Annotated in this window: 12 protein-coding genes; 7 read left to right on the plus strand and 5 right to left on the minus strand. The window is 64.8% G+C overall.

Annotated features, from left to right (window positions below):
- Positions 1–81 precede the first annotated feature (81 nt).
- Together uvrA and NJU76_RS04605 are read left to right on the plus strand one after the other, a co-directional pair.
- Positions 82–3,042: an excinuclease ABC subunit UvrA gene (gene uvrA, locus NJU76_RS04600; RefSeq protein WP_254531605.1), complete on the plus strand. Its 2,961-nt coding sequence runs from the start codon at positions 82–84 to the stop codon at positions 3,040–3,042.
- A gap of 385 nt (positions 3,043–3,427) precedes the next feature.
- The gene (locus NJU76_RS04605) at positions 3,428–3,814 is read left to right on the plus strand and encodes a hypothetical protein (RefSeq protein ID WP_254531607.1); all 387 of its coding nucleotides are present in this window, start codon (positions 3,428–3,430) and stop codon (positions 3,812–3,814) included.
- A 75-nt stretch (positions 3,815–3,889) separates the two neighbouring features.
- On the opposite strand, the gene NJU76_RS04610 is transcribed toward NJU76_RS04605, so the two are convergent.
- Positions 3,890–4,297 carry a CBS domain-containing protein gene (locus NJU76_RS04610; RefSeq protein ID WP_254531609.1) on the minus strand — a complete coding sequence of 136 codons (408 nt, stop codon included), beginning with the start codon at positions 4,295–4,297 and terminating at the stop codon, positions 3,890–3,892.
- Between the two features lie 137 nt (positions 4,298–4,434).
- Between NJU76_RS04610 and NJU76_RS04615 the strand changes: the two genes are divergently transcribed.
- From NJU76_RS04615 to NJU76_RS04630, 4 genes are all read left to right on the plus strand, one after another.
- Positions 4,435–6,702 (plus strand): hypothetical protein, encoded by a 2,268-nt coding sequence (locus NJU76_RS04615; RefSeq protein ID WP_254531610.1) that lies wholly within the window; start codon positions 4,435–4,437, stop codon positions 6,700–6,702.
- The gene (locus NJU76_RS04620) at positions 6,695–7,753 is read left to right on the plus strand and encodes a PD-(D/E)XK nuclease family protein (protein WP_254531611.1); all 1,059 of its coding nucleotides are present in this window, start codon (positions 6,695–6,697) and stop codon (positions 7,751–7,753) included. The genes NJU76_RS04615 and NJU76_RS04620 overlap by 8 nt, the downstream gene beginning before the upstream one ends.
- The gene (locus tag NJU76_RS04625; RefSeq protein ID WP_254531612.1) at positions 7,746–11,468 is read left to right on the plus strand and encodes a UvrD-helicase domain-containing protein; all 3,723 of its coding nucleotides are present in this window, start codon (positions 7,746–7,748) and stop codon (positions 11,466–11,468) included. The genes NJU76_RS04620 and NJU76_RS04625 overlap by 8 nt, the downstream gene beginning before the upstream one ends.
- Positions 11,469–11,568: 100 nt before the next feature.
- Positions 11,569–11,781 carry a TOBE domain-containing protein gene (locus tag NJU76_RS04630; RefSeq protein WP_254531614.1) on the plus strand — a complete coding sequence of 71 codons (213 nt, stop codon included), beginning with the start codon at positions 11,569–11,571 and terminating at the stop codon, positions 11,779–11,781.
- Here NJU76_RS04630 and folP read toward each other — a convergent pair.
- The 3 genes from folP to NJU76_RS04645 all read right to left on the minus strand — a co-directional run bounded on the left by folP (position 11,778) and on the right by NJU76_RS04645 (position 15,722).
- Positions 11,778–14,360, minus strand: coding sequence for a dihydropteroate synthase (gene folP / locus NJU76_RS04635; protein WP_254531615.1), 2,583 nt, complete (start codon positions 14,358–14,360; stop codon positions 11,778–11,780). The genes NJU76_RS04630 and folP overlap by 4 nt on opposite strands.
- 203 nt (positions 14,361–14,563) lie before the next feature.
- Positions 14,564–14,806 (minus strand): DUF8015 family protein, encoded by a 243-nt coding sequence (locus tag NJU76_RS04640; protein WP_254531616.1) that lies wholly within the window; start codon positions 14,804–14,806, stop codon positions 14,564–14,566.
- 136 nt (positions 14,807–14,942) lie between these two features.
- Positions 14,943–15,722, minus strand: coding sequence for an ABC transporter ATP-binding protein (locus NJU76_RS04645; RefSeq protein WP_254531617.1), 780 nt, complete (start codon positions 15,720–15,722; stop codon positions 14,943–14,945).
- A gap of 354 nt (positions 15,723–16,076) precedes the next feature.
- Between NJU76_RS04645 and NJU76_RS04650 the strand changes: the two genes are divergently transcribed.
- Entirely contained in the window at positions 16,077–17,735 is a 1,659-nt protein-coding gene (locus NJU76_RS04650; RefSeq protein ID WP_254531618.1) for a hypothetical protein, read from the plus strand.
- Between the two features lie 48 nt (positions 17,736–17,783).
- On the opposite strand, the gene NJU76_RS04655 is transcribed toward NJU76_RS04650, so the two are convergent.
- Positions 17,784–18,926: a beta propeller repeat protein gene (locus tag NJU76_RS04655; RefSeq protein WP_254531619.1), complete on the minus strand. Its 1,143-nt coding sequence runs from the start codon at positions 18,924–18,926 to the stop codon at positions 17,784–17,786.
- Between the last annotated feature and the right edge of the window lie 127 nt (positions 18,927–19,053).

Consider the following 19,053-nt stretch of genomic DNA (forward strand, 5'->3'; position numbering starts at 1 on the left):
AGTCGCTCGGGCTACTGATACAGATACAATGAATCTGGTACCGCATCGACGAACGAAAGAGTCCACAGTCGCGACCGAACGATGAGCAAGGACACAATCGAAGTGCGAGGTGCGGAAGAACACAACCTCAAGGATCTCGACGTTTCGATCCCCCGCGAAGCGTTCACCGTCGTCACCGGTCTCTCGGGATCGGGCAAGTCCTCGCTTGCGTTCGAGACGGTCTACGCAGAAGGGCAGCGCCGTTACATCGAGAGCCTCTCGGCGTACGCCCGGAACTTCCTGGGCCAGATGGACAAACCCCAGGTCGAGACCGTCGAGGGCCTCTCGCCGGCGATTTCGATCGACCAGAAAAACGCCGCGAACAACCCCCGTTCGACCGTCGGGACAGTCACGGAACTACACGACTACCTGCGATTGCTCTACGCCCGCGTCGGCACGCCTCACTGTCCCGAGTGCGGTCGTGAGGTCGGTGAGCAGTCGGCCCAGAACATGGTCGAGCGCATCCTCGAACTCCCCGACGGAACCAAGGCAAAACTCGCGGCCCCGGTGGTCCGCGACCAGAAGGGTGCGTTCGAGGACCTCTTCGAGGAACTCGTCTCGGAGGGGTACGCTCGCGTCGAGGTCGACGGCAAGGAACACGACCTCACCCTCGACGAACCGGACTTGGACGAGAACTTCGACCACACGGTCGACGTGATCGTCGACCGCGTGAAAGTCTCGGCTGAGGATAGACCGCGAATCATCGACAGCGTCGAAACGGCACTTGAGGAGGCCGACGGCGTGTTGAAGGTCATTCTTCCGGACGCCTCGGCGGACGTCGCCGCGGACCTCGGCGAGGAGGCCCGGCGGACGGGCGCACTCGGTGACGAAGCCGAAGACGACGACCGCTTCGTCGTCGAATTTTCGAAGGATCTGGCCTGTACTCACTGCGGGATCGACGTCCCAGAGATCGAGACCCGCTCCTTTTCCTTCAACTCGCCTCACGGCGCGTGTCCCGAGTGTGAAGGCCTGGGCGAGACCAAAGAGATCGACGAGAACCTCGTCCTGCAAGACGAGTCCAAGCCGCTCAAGCACGCCTTCGAGCCCTGGAGTTACAACCGGTCGTACTACAGGACTCGACTGGACGCAGTCGCGGAGCACTTCGGCATCTCGCTGTCGACGCCGTTCGAGGACCTCGATGCGGATGTCCAGCAGGCGTTCCTCTACGGGACGGACGGCCAGGTGCTGTTCGAGCGACACACCAAGAACGGCACTCGACGGAAGCGAAAGCGCTTCGAGGGAGTCGTTCCGAACCTCGAGCGACGGTACGTAGAGACCGACTCGGACTCGACACGGGACCACATCGAGGACTACATGTCGGTCACGGAGTGTCCAGCCTGCGACGGCACCCGCCTCAAGCCCGCGAGCCGTGCCGTGCTGGTCGACGAAACCGCGATCACGGAGATCAACGCGATGAGCATCGGGGACGCACTCGAGCACTTCGAGTCGCTCGAGGCGGACCTCACTGAGCGCGAGAAGGTGATCGCCGAGGAGATCCTGAAAGAGATCCGCGCCCGCCTCGGATTCATGTGCGAGGTCGGCCTCGAGTACCTCACGCTCGACCGCGAGGCCTCGACGCTCTCTGGCGGGGAGAGCCAGCGCATCCGGTTGGCCACGCAGATCGGCTCCGGCCTCGTCGGGGTGTTGTACGTCCTCGACGAGCCGTCGATCGGGCTCCACCAGCGGGACAACGACCGGTTGCTAGACACGCTCGAGGAGTTGCGCGATCTGGGCAACACGCTACTGGTCGTCGAACACGACGAGGAGACGATGCGCCGGGCGGACAACGTCATCGACATGGGGCCCGGCCCGAGCAAGCGCGGCGGCGAGGTCGTCGTCAACGGACCGGTCGAGGAGGTGAAAGCCGCCGAGGAATCGATAACGGGCGAGTACCTTTCCGGCCGCCGGCAGATCCCGGTCCCCGACGAACGACGGAAACCCGAGGGCGCGCTGACCATCCGTGGCGCGCGCCAGCACAATCTGAAGGATCTCGACGTCGACATCCCGATCGGCTGCTTTACCGCGATCACGGGCGTCTCCGGGTCCGGAAAGTCCACCCTCATACACGAAGTCCTCTACAAGGGGCTCGCCCGCCGGATGAACGACAACACGTCCGTCATTCCGGGCGACCACGACGCCCTCGGGGGACTCGATGCGATCGAGACGGTTCGGTTGATCGACCAGTCGCCGATTGGCCGCACGCCCCGGTCGAACCCGGCCACGTACACGAACGTCTTCGATTACATTCGCGAGCTGTTCGCGGAGACGAAACTCGCCAAACAGCGCGGCTACGAGAAGGGACGATTCTCGTTCAACGTCAAGGGCGGCCGCTGCGAGGAGTGCGGCGGACAGGGCACCGTCAAGATCGAGATGAACTTTCTCTCGGACGTGTACGTTCCCTGCGAAGAGTGCGACGGCGCACGCTACAACGACGCCACGCTCGACGTCACCTACAAGGGCAGGACCATCGCCGACATCCTCGAGATGTCGGTCGAGGAGGCCTACGACTTCTTCGAGTCCTCGAGCCAGATCCGACGCCGCCTCAAACTGCTCAAAGACGTCGGCCTCGATTACATGAAGCTCGGCCAGCCGTCCACCACGCTCTCCGGCGGGGAAGCCCAGCGCATCAAGCTGGCCGAGGAACTCGGCAAGAAGGACTCGGGTGAGACGCTCTACTTGCTCGACGAACCGACGACCGGCCTCCACTCGGCGGACGAGCGCAAGCTCATCGACGTCCTCCATCGACTGACCGACAACGGCAACACCGTCGCCGTCATCGAGCACGAACTCGACCTCGTGAAGAACGCCGACCACATCATCGATCTCGGCCCCGAGGGAGGCGAGAACGGCGGCGAAATCGTCGCCACCGGCACGCCGGAGGACGTCGCCCGTCTCGAGGGCTCCCACACCGGTCGGTACCTGCGCGATCTGCTCCCGAAGGTCGACCTCGAGGGGCCCCGTGGCGAGCGCGTCGAGCCCGTGTCGGCGCCGATGGACGACTGAGACGGCCCAGCAGGCCTGGTACGCTACATTTCTGCTGCATCATCAATCAATCGCTCCGCACGTCGAAGCAGGCGGACGCTAAGCCGCGCATCGACCTCGTCCATGGCTTCCAGTTTGTCTTTCGCCGTAGTGGGGTCGAGGTCGCCGCGTTCGACAGCGCGAATAAGAATCCCGAGGGGCCGGTGACGGAGATCGACAGAACCGTGCAGGTCTTTCGAAGGGGATATCGTCAGTAGCGACCACCGGGTTCTCGTGATAAGGATGTCTTCCCTACCGGCCGAGGATCACACTGCGAGTCTATCGGGCCGGCGATCCAGACGGCCCACGCGCCGAACGCGGTCCGAACGGGAACACAACCAAGGAGGGGCGTGAAGAACGAATACGCATGCCCGACGACCGGAACGCACCAGCGAAGCCGACTCCGATCGACGAGACTCCGACTGACTCGTTCGACCTCGAGCACCCCGAGCGAGTCGAGATTGGCGTCACTCGCGGCGAAACCGACCTCGAGATGGGGCCACCGCGGGACTACCCGGACAGGGCCGATATCTCGGTCCGACCGGAATCCGACCGGGACCATCGTGTGATCGTGACCATCGACGCGATGGCCGGCGACCACGGAACGGGCCACGCGGACGTCGCACTGACGCTGGCGGAGGCTCGTGCGTTGCGGGATCTACTCGATGACACGGTCCGCTGGATGGCCGAGGACGACGGCGAGCGAACCGCCGACCCTGATCGCGATTCCGACAGCGACCGCGGCGGGGACTAACTGAGGGCGACAAATCGCGACGATTCGACCGCTTCGTCGTCGAGGGCTCGAAAATCGGCGGCTGAATCGCGCCGCCTACTCGCTAGGACTCGGCGCCTGAACGCGCGAGAGGTACCCGGCCAGATCGGATGTCGTGACCATCCCGATGACGCCTTCCTCGTCGTCGACCACGGGAATGTGGTGGAAGTCGTGATCGACCATCGTGTCCGCTGCGTCTCGGATGCGATCCTGTGCCGTGGTCGTAACCACATCCGTACTCATGTACGTCGAAACCGGGGTCTGATCTTTCGGCTGTCGCTCGGAGACGATCCGAACGAAGTCCGTCGTCGTCAGTATCCCTTCGAGTCGGTTGTCGTCGTCGACGACGACGACCGAACCGATCCCGTTGTCGAGCATCACCTGGGCTGCCGTTTCGACGAGCGTGTCCGGCGTCACGGTGTGTACCGTCGTGGACATTACTCGGGCAACGAAAATATCCTCCATACGGAATCCTATTGGTTATACACTATAAGGGTTATTGGACCGACACTGTCAAAAGACGGCAGCGCACGCAGACGGACCGTTCGTATCGTGCCTACATTTAAATATCAACTCCGCAATATTCGGTGACGTATCAATCGATGGTATCATCGCCGCCCGCTCTCGAGGGAACGTGTGCGCTCTTTCCCGAACCAGCACAGAGTAGCGACGTGTTCGCGGCGATCGCAACGGAGTACGCCGACCTCGTCGACGAGTACGGGCCGCGGAACGTATTGGTCCTGAAACGACATCCGGCGGGCCTCGAGTCGATATCCGCGACGCTGGCCGATGCTGACCGCGAGCGGTCCGACGGCGTGGCGCGCTCGCCCCGCGTGGAGTCGCTGCCCGAACACGCCTCGAAGCTCATCGAGGAGTACGATCCGACGCTGTCCCGCCTCGAGTACGAAGAACGGATCGAACTCATTTCGCTCGTTATCGACGGCGCCAGCCGGACGGTCCCGGCGTACCTCCGACGCGCCGCCGGTCACGAGAGTTTCGCCCGCGACGTCGGGCAACTGTTGCTCGAGGCGACCCGCCAGCGAATCCGTCTCGACGACCTGAACGACCCGCACGACTGTCTGGCCTTCCTGTACGCGATGAACGACCGGTTCCACGCAGAAATCGAGGACCGCGGCTACGTCGAGCGGGCGGACGTGATCCCGCAGGCCGTCGAATTGCTCGAGGGGGACGCAGACGGGCTACGAAGCCGCAATACCGCCTCGTTCGACGCCATCCTCGCCGTCGAGTTCGAGGAGTACCGCGAACTCGACCGACGGTATCTCGCGGCGCTAACCGAGGACGCCGAACTCGTCTGTTTCGGCGAGCGCCACGCCAGCGTCGTGCGAACGCGAATCGAACCCGGCGGGGTCGCCGCGAGCGCAAGCGCAGCGGGCCTCGACGTCGAGGTGCGCGAGCCTGACGCGACCGACCGCAGGGACGACCCGCCGCACCGACCGATCACGGAGTTTCTCGCCACGGGTAGCCCACCGGGCTGGACGACGGACACCGAAGACGAGACCGAGTACCTGGCCGGGAACGCGAGGACCACCGATCCGATCGGACGGGCGAGACGCATCCACACCGGAACGGCCCGCGAACAGGTCCGTGCGGTCGCCACCGAAATCCAGTCGCTTCACGACCGCCGCGACTGGCCCTTCGACGAATTCGCCGTGGCGGTTCCGCGAATCGAACGGGTGCCAGAGACGAGACGACGGCTCCGGGAAACCGGCGTGCCGACCGCAACGATCGGCACCCCCTCGCTGGCGGAAGACCCGGCGGTGAACGAACTCTATGCGGTCGTCACGCTCCAGTGCGTACGCGAGCGCGATGACGACTGGAGCGCGCGGATCGATCCTGCAGACCCCGCGGGCAACGCGAGCGAACCGGTCGATCGGTCGATGGATCGCCTTCGAACTCGAGTCCCGTCATTCTCGTCGGACATGCTCGAGAATACTGACGGGGCGAGCGTCCGACGCTCGCTCGAGCGATGGATCCGCCGCACGGATCTGAAGGGGCGAATTGCCCGCGAGGAGGACTGGGTCGACGCTCGCGAACAGTACGAGGGCGTCCGGCGCGTACTGGAAATCGCAGCGTTCGTCGAGGAGACGGACCTCGTCGGTCCGGACTGGCAGGGATTACGCCGGATGCTCCGGCGGACCATCCAGTACGATGCGCCGTACGTCCACGCGGTGGAGACCCAGCCGCCGGTCGGTGGCGTCGCCGTCTGTGCCGTCGACGGTCTGAAGTACGACTCGCGGAAGGTGGTGTTCCTGCTCGATCTGATCGACGAGACCTATCCGGGTAAGCAGTTCCTCACGCAACTCTTTCCGACGGCGTGGCTCCGAGAGATGACGGCGTACCCCGCGGTCACCGACCCTGCCGTCGACGAGATCACCGAGACGTTCGAACCGATCGACGCGGCCGACGTCGGCGATCCGTTCGAGGCCTACCACGCCCAGCGGTCCCGCCGACGGCTCGCGCTCGGGTTTCGATCAGCCGAGCACGTCCTCTACTGTTGCTCGTACGAACGCAGTGCAGACGGTCTGCGCCGAACCTACGACCAGTCGCGCTACCTGAAACTGATCGAGTCGGTTCCCGAATTCGAACTCGAGGACGTCGACGCTCACGCGGACGCGGCGATTCACGGCGAGTCGAACGCGCTCGAGGCGCTGCTCGATCAGCCCCGCGGCGAACTCGAGCGGGTGCTTCGTGAGGCAAGCACCGGGGGAATGGCCGACCTCGGGGAAACGGAAGGACTGTTCGAGGAGATCGCGGTCGTCCTCGCGGACGACGACGTCGACGAGGAACTCGTCGAGGCGGTCCGCTCGCAGTTCGAGTTCGCAGCGGGCGAGGTGGTGCGCGATGACTGAGGCCGACTCGAGCGACGCGTCGCTCTCCGTCGGCGGGATCCGGACCGCTCTTCACTGCCCTCGACGGTACGAGTTCGCCCACGTCGACGGACTCGAGGGGAGCGACGACGAGGGGACGGTCGGAGAGCGCGTCGACCTGCTGCGAACTGCGATCTGTGATACGCTTCGAAGCGGCGAAACGGATTGCGATCGCCTCGAGTCCGTCGCCCACGATCGACTCTCGAGTCTCTGGTCGGATCACGACGAACGCTTCCACTCCGTCGCCCAGCGCCGTCACGAACGACGCGTCCTCGAGGCGACGATCGACGCCTACATCCACCACGTCGGGACCGACCACGCTGCGGGGATCGAGCGATTGAGCGCCGCGACACCCCGCGACGAACTGACGGGACCGGGGCTGGCACTCTCGAGTACGATCGACCTGACGGAAACGGGGGAAGCTGAGCGGACCGGAGAAACAGAAGCGAGGACGGTGACGATAGATGCGTCGGTCGACTACGTCACGAGCGACGGGGCATCGCTCGTCGGCGTCCGGTTCGTCCCCACGCTCGCGCCGCTGGGACAGCTCCGCTACCGGTCCGATTGGGAGGGTGACGTCGCTACCCGCTTTAGGGACCACTTTGGGGGCGAGACGGACGTTTTCGAACCGGACCCGGTGGGGGCGCTCTTCGAGACCGCCGTCGTCCTCGACGGGCTCCGCGACTTCCGCGACCGGCGTGGCCTCGCCGATTCCACCTGTCGATACGTTCAGATTCCGCTGGCCGACCGATCCACGCTATCGGTGAACTGGATCCAGAACACGGTCGAGACGAGCCTCGACGTCGTCGATCTGACCGACGTCTACGTCGACCACCACACCTTCGGCATGACTCACGACCATCGAAACGAAACCGTCGACGGTCGGCTCGCATCGCTCGCGGCCACCCTCGTCTCGGAGTCGTTCGATCCCGCCGAGCGGTGGGCGCAGATCGAAGCGAACGCCTGTCCGAACTGCGGCTACACCGTCTGCTGTCAGGAGTATCTCGCACGGGAGGTTCGCTTCGATGGCTGAGGACACCCGACCGGACCGTCCCACCGAGCCGGCATCCCCGTCCGACATCGAACCCAAGGGGAACCAGCAGGCGGTCATCGACAGCGCCGCAGCGTGTACCTCGGTCGACGCGGGTGCCGGAACGGGGAAGACGACGACGATGCTCGTTCGACTCGAGCGAGCGATCGACCAGGGCGAGGTCGAACCGGACGACGTTCTCGTGTTAACGTTCGCGAACGAGGCCGCCGCGAGCATTCGCACGGCGATCACCGAGCGGCTCAACCCCGACGACGCGGCGACGGTCGACGTCTTCACCTACCATTCGTTCTGTTACCGGCTCGTCCGTGAGTACGCGTACTATCTCGGATACTCGCCCGAATTCGACGTCGTCACCGAGCGAACCCGACAGCGGATCATCGGTCAGCTGCTCGCCGAAACCGACTACGAGTTCGCGGCCGCAGCGACCCGCAACAACGGGGCGCCGACCGACCTCACTGCGTCGGTCGACCGGTTCATTCAGGCGATGAGCCGGGAGAACATCACGCCCGACCACCTGCAGGACGGCCTCCCGCCAGTTCGAACGCTCGAGCTGTGCACCGAGTTCGTCCTGTGGCTCGAGCGAACCGCGGCGGAGGAACTGTCGTTCGACAACGAGGCGCTCCGATACTTCAATCGGGACGAACACCTGGACGGCGCCCGAGAGTCGCTGGTCGACTACGGCAAACTCATCTCGTACTGCCGGGAGAAAATCGCCGAGGCGCCGGCGGCCTTCCGCGACGACGAGGTGGTTCGCGACGTGGATCGCTACCTCAGAGCCCTCCAGCAGTGCGTCACGAATACAATCGAGGTGCTCACGCTCGAGGATCGGAGCACGAAGCACGTGCCGCGGGCGCTGTTCGGCAACGAAATCTGGGGACAGGCCACGAAACGAATCGAACAGACCCCGTTCGGCCGCCTGAGACAGTACGTCGAATTCCTCCGGTTGGCGCGTCACTACGCCGACGTCTACGCGGATTACCACGAGTACCTCGCGGCCGAGCGGACGATGGACTTCGACGAGTTGGTACGGACGGCAACCGAACTACTGACGGACGAATCGATCGCGGACGAAATTACGGGCCAGTGGACGCAGGTCTACTGCGACGAATTTCAAGATACCGACAGGACGCAGTTCGCATTGCTCACCGAACTCACCGACGGCCATGACCGACCGGATCTGCTCGCGATCGGCGACAAAGACCAGGCGATCTACGGCTGGCGCGGCACCGACCACGAGGGATTGGACCGACTGGCCGACGCCTACGACGACCACGAAGCGATCGAGCTCGAGCTCAACTTTCGTTCGAGACAGGAGATTCTCGATCTGACCAACGGCTGTGCGTACGGACCGCACGTTTCGAAGACGCTTCGCGAGGACGGGCGGACGCCCGGAACGTACGACGAAGACGAACCGCCGGACCGTGTGGTCAAAATCGAGAGCGACGGGATGACGCAGTCGACGGCTGAACAGGTCGCGACGATGGTCTCACGGCTGTTGAACGGCGCAGCCGAGAACGTCCCTCGGCGGTCGCTGAGCGATATCGCCGTCATCGTCCGAACCAACCGTCATGCACAGACGGTCGCGGACGAACTCCGGGAACGACAGATCCCCCACGAGATTTCCGGCTCGCCGCAGGGAGAGATTTCGCCGGGGATGCAGACGGTCCTCTCGTACCTCCGGGTGCTCGTTGATCCGGACGCGGATGCGCACCTCCGGCGCGTGCTCCTCTACCGATACCGGCTCACCGAAGGCGATCTGCGGACGCTTCACGTGCGGGACGGGTCGCTGTACGAGGCGGTGATGAACGCAGAGACGACGGGCGAAGCTACCGAGACGGGCGAACGGCCGGATCGACTCGAGCAGCCAGACCGAGTCGAACGGGCTCGAGACCACCTCACTGCGCTCGAGCGGTTCCGGGACGTGTACCCGCTTTCGGGATTCGTCCGCCGGTTCCGGGAACGCACTCGAATCGAGTGGTTCTGCTCGAGCGAAGAACGGGCCGAATTCGACCGCATCGAGCGATTCGTCGCGGCGTACGGCTCCGATGGCGTCGTCCAGTCGCTCTCGACGGAGTTCGTCGAGGCGCTCGCACAGACGCTCCGAAGCGGCGGAAGCGACCGAACCCGCGGGACCCGATCCACCGACAGCGTCGACGTTATGACGGTCCACCAGGCCAAGGGCCTCGAGTTCGACACCGTCCTCGTGCCATACCTCTCGGACGAGGAGTGGTGCGTCGACGGGGACTACGTCGAGCGAGCGCGGTACGGGCTATTGGCCGCGACGCTCGACGAGGACGTGACGTCACCCTTGCTCGCTGACCTGTCTACCGAGCGGGTCAGCGAGGAATGGCGCGTACTCCACGTCGCGCTCACGCGGGCCGAGAACCACCTGTTCATCTTCGGATCGAACTACGAGTACGACGGCGACGAAGACGAGCTCGCGGCGTCGACTGCCGAGGCGTGCCTGGCGGCCGACATTGAGTGGTCGGTCACCGGTCAGCGGATGGACCTCTGGTCGTCGCTGACCGAGAGCTTCGAACGGGTGCGAGAGACGTATCCCGAAACTGTCGTCGATCGCACGGACGAAATCACCGCCTCAGCGGGCGTTCGCCCGGGAACGATCACCTATTACGCAACCGACGGAGACCGGTCCGGCGAACCGCTCGAGACCCGCCACGCGATTGAAATCGTGCACCGATTGGGACGGCTGCTTCGCGACGGCACTCTGTTGGCGGTGGCCGACACGGCGAGCGACGCCGGCGGACAGTTGCGGAGCGACGAGGGCGACCCGCTCACGCCGGTTCCAGGCGGCCGCCAGCCGTCCGCACTGACGACCGACACCGTTCGGTTCCCGGTCGAGACGCTCGCGTCGGCGACCGACGTTCCGGTCGCGATGCGCCACAGCTACTCCGCGATCGACACCCACGAGACCTGTCCCCGGAAGCACTATCTCGATTACGTCGTCCGCGCGATCGACGATCCGCTCGAGACGACGGGAGGACGTGTCGAGACGACGGGTACGAACGGCAGGATACCCGTCTCGATGGACGAGGCGGCCTCGCGAATCGTCGGCACCGTCTTCCACGACGTCGCCGAGGAGGCGTTCCACCGAGGCGACGAGACTCGAGCCGCGTGGCGCGACGCAGCTATTCGACAGCTCACTGCGCGCGACCTGCTTGAGCACCGCGCGTCCGTTCTCGCGTGCGTCGACCGCTACTTCGATGCGACGGCACCCGCGTTCGACCGGCCGGTCGCCGACTGGGATCCTCTGGCGGCGGAATTGCCGTTCTCGCTCGAGGACGTGGCTGGCGTGACGGGAGCCGTCGTCGGATTCGTCGACACGGTTCGGCGACTCCCCAACGGCGGCCTCGCCGTGCTGGATTACAAGACCACCGCCGAACGAATCGCTCCCGACGACGCCGTCCAACTCGCGCTCTACCGTCGGGCCTGTGCCGATCGGTTCGACGAACCGATCGCAGCCGTCGGCTACGTCTACGTCGGCGACGTCGAAGGACCCGGCGTCGACCTCTTCGACGTCGACGAACTACCCTCGTGGGACGCCGTCCTCGAGACGCTCGAGGCAGTCGACGACCCCTCGTTTTCGGAGACGACGGCGGGTGATCACTGCCGATACTGTCAGCATCGATCGCTGGGGTGTGGACCGGCGGCAGACGAATCGGGCGTCGGTGACAGGTGACGAGAAATGGACGGCGGGCGATGGGCGAAAAATGGATGGAACCGTCATGTTGCGCGTGCCGGCAGCGAGTTATAACTCGCCCAGTACGGTTGTACCACGTATGGCACTGAGTGCTCGCAATCGACTTCAGGGAACTGTACAGTCGCTCGAGACGGACGGCATTATGGCCGACATCGAAATCGAGACGAACGGCGGACAGACCGTCACGGCGGTGATAACGAGTGATTCAGTGGACCGACTCGGAATCGACGAGGGCGACGAGGTCAACGCGGTAATCAAAGCGACCGAAGTGATGGTCGAAAACGCGGATTAAGCGGACCAGTCGAACCGCTCGGGGTCGCGCGTCGAAAGCGCCGTCCGGACCGCGGCGACGTTCTCGGGAACGTCGTGGACGCGGACGATGTCGGCACCACGGTCGGCCGCGAGCGCGGTGGCCGCGACGGTCGCCTCGAGTCGCTCGCCGTGATCCCGGCCGACCCGGGCGAACATGCTCTTGTGGGAGTGCCCGAACAGCACCGGGCACCCGAGCGCGTGAAACTCGTCGATTCGATCGAGCAGTTCGAAGCTTTCGGCCGAAGATTTGCCGAAACCGATGCCGGGATCGACGATGATACGCTCGCGGTCGAGGCCGGCCTTCTCGGCCAGCAACACCCGTTCGGAGAGGCGATCGATGACGTCCGCGACGACGTCGTCGTACTCGATATCGCGGTCGGGCACGACTGGCGCATCGATACTGTGCATCACGACCAGCCCCGCATCGTGCTCGGCGGCGACGAAGCGCATCTCGGGATCCTCGAGCCCGGAGACGTCGTTGATGATGTCGGCACCGGCCTCGAGCGCCGCGTCGGCGACGGCGGCCCGGCGGGTGTCGACCGAAATTTGCGTATCCAGGTCGGCGATGCGATCGACCACTGGGACGACGCGGTCCAGTTCCTCGTCGATCGGGACGGGGTCCGCCCCCGGCCGCGTCGACTCCCCGCCGACGTCGATCGCGTCGACGCCGGCTTCGGCCATCGACTCGGCGCGAGCCACAGCGTCCTCGACGGCGTCGTACCGACCGCCGTCGTGGAAGCTGTCGGGAGTGACGTTCAGAATGCCCATCACTGCCGTTCGGTCCGTCCAGGGAAAGACGGCCTCGCTCCCGTCGACTGGGCGGGACACGCCCGTCGAACGAGCCGGGGTCGCTCGTCGGGCGTCGGCGCCGTCACCGCCGTCGCCATCGACCGCGCCGGCATCCCGCTGGAGGATGTCGCGTAATTCCCGGGCGGTATCAGTCAGTCCATGGGGTCGAGTGCGAGCCTCGAGGCGCTCGACGAGGGCCTCGAACTGCGTGAGCGTTCCCATCAGGACGGCGTCGACGGTCTCGTCGTCCCGTTCGAGGCCGGAGAGGGCACACTCGCCGCCGAGTCGGAGCAGTTCCGCTTTCAGAACCTTCGCCTGCCGATCGCGGAGTGCCGTCCTGACGACTCGGTGGACGGCGTCCCCGTCCAGTCGCTCGATATCGCCTGCGGCGACGTTCGCATCCTCGAGCGCCTCCTGCGCGTCCGAGAGGTCGCGGACGCGCTTCGGAACGTCGGTTCGGGTCCATCGCGAGCGGGCCTCCGCGACCGCGAACAGGGAGCCAGTGACGAGGAGACAGTCGTCGCGGTCGGCTTCGTCGAGTGCGGTCGCGAGAGCGTCCTGAACCGCAGCCTCGACCCGAGCCGAACCGGCACCGGCGTCGTCGAACGCTGCTGCCAGGACGGCGGGATCTTCGGCGCGGTCGAGAGACGGTTCGGTTGTGACGACGGCATCCGGCGTCGGTAGTGCGTCGACCATCGCGCGGTGGTCCTTGTCGTGCATCGCACCGAAGACGATGTGGAGGCGGTCGTAGTCGTAGGTTTCGAGCGTTTCAGCGAGTCGCTCACAGGCGCCTGGATTGTGCGCACCGTCTAATACGACCAGCGGCTCCGTGTTCATCACCTCGAACCGGCCCGGCCAGTAGGCGCTTCGGAGTCCGCGCTCGAGGTGAGCGTCCGAGACGTCGCCGACCTGTGCTGCGATCGCGGCGGCGATTCCGGCGTTGACGGCCTGATGCTCGCCCAGCAGTGGAACCTGCGTCTCCACGTGCCAACCTTCAGCCTCGATCGAAACGGCGGCCTCGGTGTGGTTCGTCCGTCCACCGTAGGCGACGCGGACGTCTGGCCGAGACGGCGAACCCTCGGCGTCTCCACGCTCGCTCGCGTCTGCTGCGTCCGTCGCGGTCCCGACGGTCACCACCTCGCCGGCCACGTCGCGGATTGCCTCGAGCGGGGCGCCGGTGACACCGGTCACCAGCGGGACGTCGTCGGGGGAAACGTGAGCTTTGTCGCGGGCGATTTCGGCTTCCGTGTCGCCGAGAATGCCCGTGTGCTCGAGCGTCACGCTCGTCACCGCACTCGCGATCGGGTCGATGACGCTCGTGGCGTCGTATTTGCCGCCGATACCGACCTCGAGGACGGCGACGTCGACGTCTTCGCGACCGAACTGCCACAGGGCCATAGCAGTCATCGTTTCGAAGAACGTGGGGGACTCCCCGTCGGCCGCGCGGTCCGTGATGTATTCGCGGACAGATTCGACGAAGTCACAGACGGCCGCCCGCGGAATTTTCCGACCGTCGACGCGAATCCGCTCGCGAAGGTCCTCGAGGTGGGGCGACGTATAGAGGCCGACGGAATACCCGGCTTCCCGCAGCGTCCGCTCGAGCATTCGGGCCGTACTGCCTTTCCCGTTGGAACCGGCGATCTGGACGAAATCGACGTCGGCGTGTGGGTCCTCGAGGTGTGCCAATAGCCGGGCCGTCGACTCCGTGCCCGGCTTCGGGCGGAACCGCCGCAGATCGAAACAGAAGTCCGCCGCCTCGTGATACTCCATATCGAACCCAGCGGGCCCGATCGTTTTAGCGGTGGCGATCAGAGACCGCGTCTCTCCTCGCGGAGCGACCGACGGAAGCGAGTGTGCAACCGCAAGTCGATGGCGATCGGGGCCCGCAAACCGATCGGGACGACTGACTCGAAATACCGCTGGTGAGCGACGGCCGGTAACTCGAGGCCGTCACGGACGAGCGTTGCGTGGTATTACGTTCCTCGAAGCCCGGACGGCGGCCGGAAAAACAGTCCGTCGAACATGGCGAGCGCTGCGATGGCTACACCACCGAGCACGGCCGCCTCAAGCGGGAGTCCGAAAAGACGGCTGGCGAGGTATGCCACTGCGAAAGCGGCCGGAATCGAGCCGAGCAATATATCGTATCGATCGATCGTCGAGGGCCGCTCCGTGAGCCGAGAACCACTGTCGATACCGGTGATGTCTCTCCGTACCATCGTGTCTCACCTCCAGCATCTCAGTACGGCTGTATCGAACAAAAAGATGACGGTAAACGAGAGCCACAGAACGAACGTGAGGTGTTCTACACGTTTCTCGAGCGGCCTCAGTCGTTCTGGCTACTCGGGCCGAACGTTATTCGGCCGGCTGTTCTGGACGTTCCCGTTCGCCCGGTTCGCGGGTGATCTCGAGGAAGGCGTCCTCGAGGCTACGCGCGTCGCCTGTCTCGGCGCGAGTCTTGAGCGTCTCGGGGTCGCCCTCGGCGACGAGCCTCCCGTCGTGCAACACGCCAATCACGTCGGCCAGTTCGTCGACGACGGGGAGAATGTGTGTCGAGAGGAAGATCGTCATCTCCCGATCGGCGAGGTCTGCGATCGTGTCCCGCATGGTTCGGGCGGCGCGGGGATCGAGGCCGCTCGTGGGCTCGTCGAGGAAGGCGACGTCGGGTTCGTGCAACACTGCCTGGACGACGCCGACCTTCTGGCGCATCCCCTTTGAATAATCTTCGATGCGTTTGTTCGCGTCCGCCAGGAGGTCGAACCGCTCGAGCATCGACTCGATGCGTGCCGCCGCCTTCTCGTCCGGGATGTCTCGCAGTCCGGCCGCGTACTCGAGTTGTTCACGGCCGGTGAGTTCGTCGTAGACGGGCGGTTCTTCGGGAAGGTAGCCGATGTGCCGGGTGACGGATTCACGGTCCGTGATCGGGTGGCCAGCGACGCGAGCAGTCCCAGACGTCGGTTTCGTCAATGTCGTCAGTATCCGCATCGTGGTCGTCTTTCCCGCACCGTTTGGTCCGAGAAACCCGTAGACAGAGCCTCGCTCGACGTCCGTGGTCAGATCCGAGACGGCAATCGTCTCGCCATAACGCTTGGTCAATCCGTCGGTTTCGATGGCGAGGGTATCGACAGGGGCCATACGGGTCCCTTCGTTCGGGTGTAGTTAAAGATATGTCATATGGGGCGATGGCGGGAACACGTTCTGCCACGTCGCCTCGTACGATCAGCGGATCGCCCGATCGGATTCGTCGACCTGCGCCAGATACGCGGCGAATGCCCGATCCGATCGGTTTCAGGGCGGGGTCCTGCGTGTTCGATTATTTTTGTACGGGTCACCGGCGGGACCGAGACCGAATCGCGTTCCGAGAACGACTCCCGCCCACAAATAGCGTGACAGAAATCCAAACAATTTACTGGGCATACGACTCGAATGTACTGTACCTATGAGATCCACGGTTCCCCGCAATTTGCACTCGAAGCGAGGTGGACGGTGATGGTACACGCCACCGCCTCGATCACCAGAACGGAACTCCGACGCACGATTCGGGCAGTGGCCGGTAATCGGACGAAACTACTCCTGATGGTCGCGGTCGCCGTGTTCATGCTCGGGCCGGTCACGGCCATCGGACTACTCTTTCTCCCCCGATTGGGAGAGGCGGCAGCGAACGGGATCACGGCGGACACCGCTGGGACGGTGACCAATGTCGTCACTGGCGGCACAGCCGTCATCTGGCTCTTTCTGGTCATCATGACGGCCATGCGGACGGTCACGACGGTCGCCGACGTCGACGAGCCGGCGTTCCTTCTGCTGTCGACGACTGTCCGAAACGCCGTCGTCGGTGTCATCGCGACGGAACTGATGCTCTTTGCGATTTGGGTTCTTCCGGTGACGGTTCTCTTCGCGTCAGCGTTCGCGTACGGCGCGGGAACGGCGCTTCCGGTAATCGTCGCGACCGTCCTGATCGGTCTCGTTCTGGTTACGGCCGTCCCCGTCGGTTTCGTCGTCGGAATCTGGATCCGCCACCTCATCACCGTCTACGAACCAGTCGCCCGGTACCGCACCCTGCTGTTTGCCGTGTTCTGGCTCGTTTATTTCGGCGTAATCGCGACCGGCGGGTTCAATACCGTACTCCAGACGCTGTTTACCACGTTGCAATCGAGCCCGCTAGGCTGGCCCGGCCACGTGCTGTTGCTCGGTATCCCCGGCGTCGAGCCGTCGGCGATGGGACTCGGAGGTGCGACCGTCGGCACTGTGGTCGTCGTCGGACTCGCAGTCGCCGTCGCAGTCCCGTCTGCACGGATCCACTGGTTCTCCGATCCGGCACGAACTGAGGATGAGGAAGTCGAAGCGGAACCATCGTCCGACCGACTCGCCGGACTCCTTTCGGGTGCCGTCTCGAGCCCCGTCCGGACGGTCACGGTGACGGCGATACGCCGAACGAAACGAGCACCGATTCGACTGGCGTACGCCGCCTACCCGCTGTTCGGCGCCATCGGCTTCGCACAGCAAATCATCGAGAGCGGCACGATTCCCTCGTTCATGGCTGTCGCGTTCTGTCTGTACGTGATCTGGGCCGCCGGTGTCCTGTTCACGCTCAACCCGCTGGGCGACCTGGGACCCGCCCTCCCCGCCGTCGTAACCTCGACGCTCACCGGCCGACAGGCCATTCGCGGTCGCATGCTCGCCGGTTCGCTCGTCAGCGTCCCGCTCGCACTCGTCGTCTCGATCGCGTTCGGCGTCGTGAGTCCACTCTCGCTCGAGCAGACCGCAGCGCTCGTCGTCGGGACCACCGCTGGCGCGGTCGCAACGCCGGCGCTCGCATCGGGTATCGGCACCGCGTTCCCTCGCTTTGGCAGCGTCAAGGTCACCAACAACCGCGAAGCGGTAATGCCGAGCAAGACGGCATTCCTCGTATACACGCTCGGGATCTTACTCCCCGCAGTCGCAGGCCTGGTGCTCTACCTCGAAGCTCCCGAACTAATCGCCGGATTGCTCTCGTCGCTGTCGGCCCTGACACCGCTCTCCGAGGTCGTGGTTCCCGCCCGCGCGATCACGGTCGGCGCCTGGACCGTCCTGATTGGGGGACTGATCGCGCCGTTCGTCTCCTATCGGTACGCGATCGAACGATTCGACTGGTACGCACTCGAGTGACCCGCCGTTCGGCCCGGGCCGGTCGCAGCGAGCGTGCGATTCGGGCGCTCAGATCCACTCCCCGTCGACGTGGCGCTCGACCGACAGCGGTTCGTCGTCGGCGATCTGGATCGAGAGCATCGTGGTCGTGTTTTCCGTCGAATTTGTGCTGTTGCCGCCGGTGATGGTCGTGTTACCGTCATCGACGTCACTGTCAGTTTCGCCGACGGATCGCTCGAGGATCGTTCCGCCGTCGCCGACGGCGACGTCGTACGTCGACCCCTTCGCGACGCCGTCCAGTTTCGTTTCGACCGGGGTTTCGTACTGCTGCCACTGGCCCACCGACTGGCGCTTGTAGACTGCACCGCCGTCACCGGCCGCGAGGCCGTCGGTCTCGACACGGTCGACGGCCCGGATCGCCCGGCGCTTGTCGTCGACGACGTGAGGCGTCCAGCGAAAGCCATCGTAGCGGTAGATGATTCCGGCGCCGGCGGCAACGTTCACGTCCGTTTTGCCCCGACTCGCGAGGTCGTAGAACGCACCGCCTGCGAAGTCGATACCGATCTGCGACCACGTGCTTCCGCCGTCGAACGTCTCCGCGACCAACTGGCTCGTGCTGCAGACGTGACCTGCCTCTCGAGTGGTGAAGTCGACCGCCGGGATAGTCGACCCGCCGCCGGGTTTGATCACCGTCTCGTATTTCATCGCCCCACTGTCCTGTCGAACGCCGACTAGCAGTTCGCCGGAACCGTTGACGAAGTAGACCTGCTCGTTCTCGCCGGCGGTTCCCCGGACTGCGCAGTCCTCCCAGGTGCTCGTTTTTCCCTTCGGCGCGGAGTAGTTCGTCAGCGTCCGCGTTTCGACGTTGTACTCGCCGATGACGCCGCTTCCGCCGACGAACCAGACCGCTTTCCCGTCGTCGGTCGCGTCGATTCCGGTCAGGCGACGGCTTCGAGCCTGCGGACCGTAGGCGACGACTTTCTGCCAGCCGTTCTCCCGTCGAGCGAGGACGTTCCCGTCGGCACCGGCCGCGAACGGGCCCGTGGCGGCATCGACGGCATCGTTAAGTGCCTTTCCGGTCGGCGACTCGGCCCGTTGCCACTCGGAATCGGTCGATTGTGCGACCGCCGCGGCCGAACCGATCGTGAGAACACCGGCGGTCGTCGATGCTGTCGTGAGTCGAAGCACGTCACGTCTGGTCTGTTCGGACATTGATCGCGGCCCGGGGTAGCGCTCGAGCGTCTATAAAACTACAAGATATTGTAGATGGTTATACTCGGAGCAGTGGATGGTCTCAGATCGCCTCCGTACGAAGCGCGGCCGGTTTCTCCCGAGTTGG

The organism is Natrinema gelatinilyticum (genome assembly GCF_024266705.1).
Taxonomy (GTDB): Archaea; Halobacteriota; Halobacteria; order Halobacteriales; family Natrialbaceae; genus Natrinema; species Natrinema gelatinilyticum.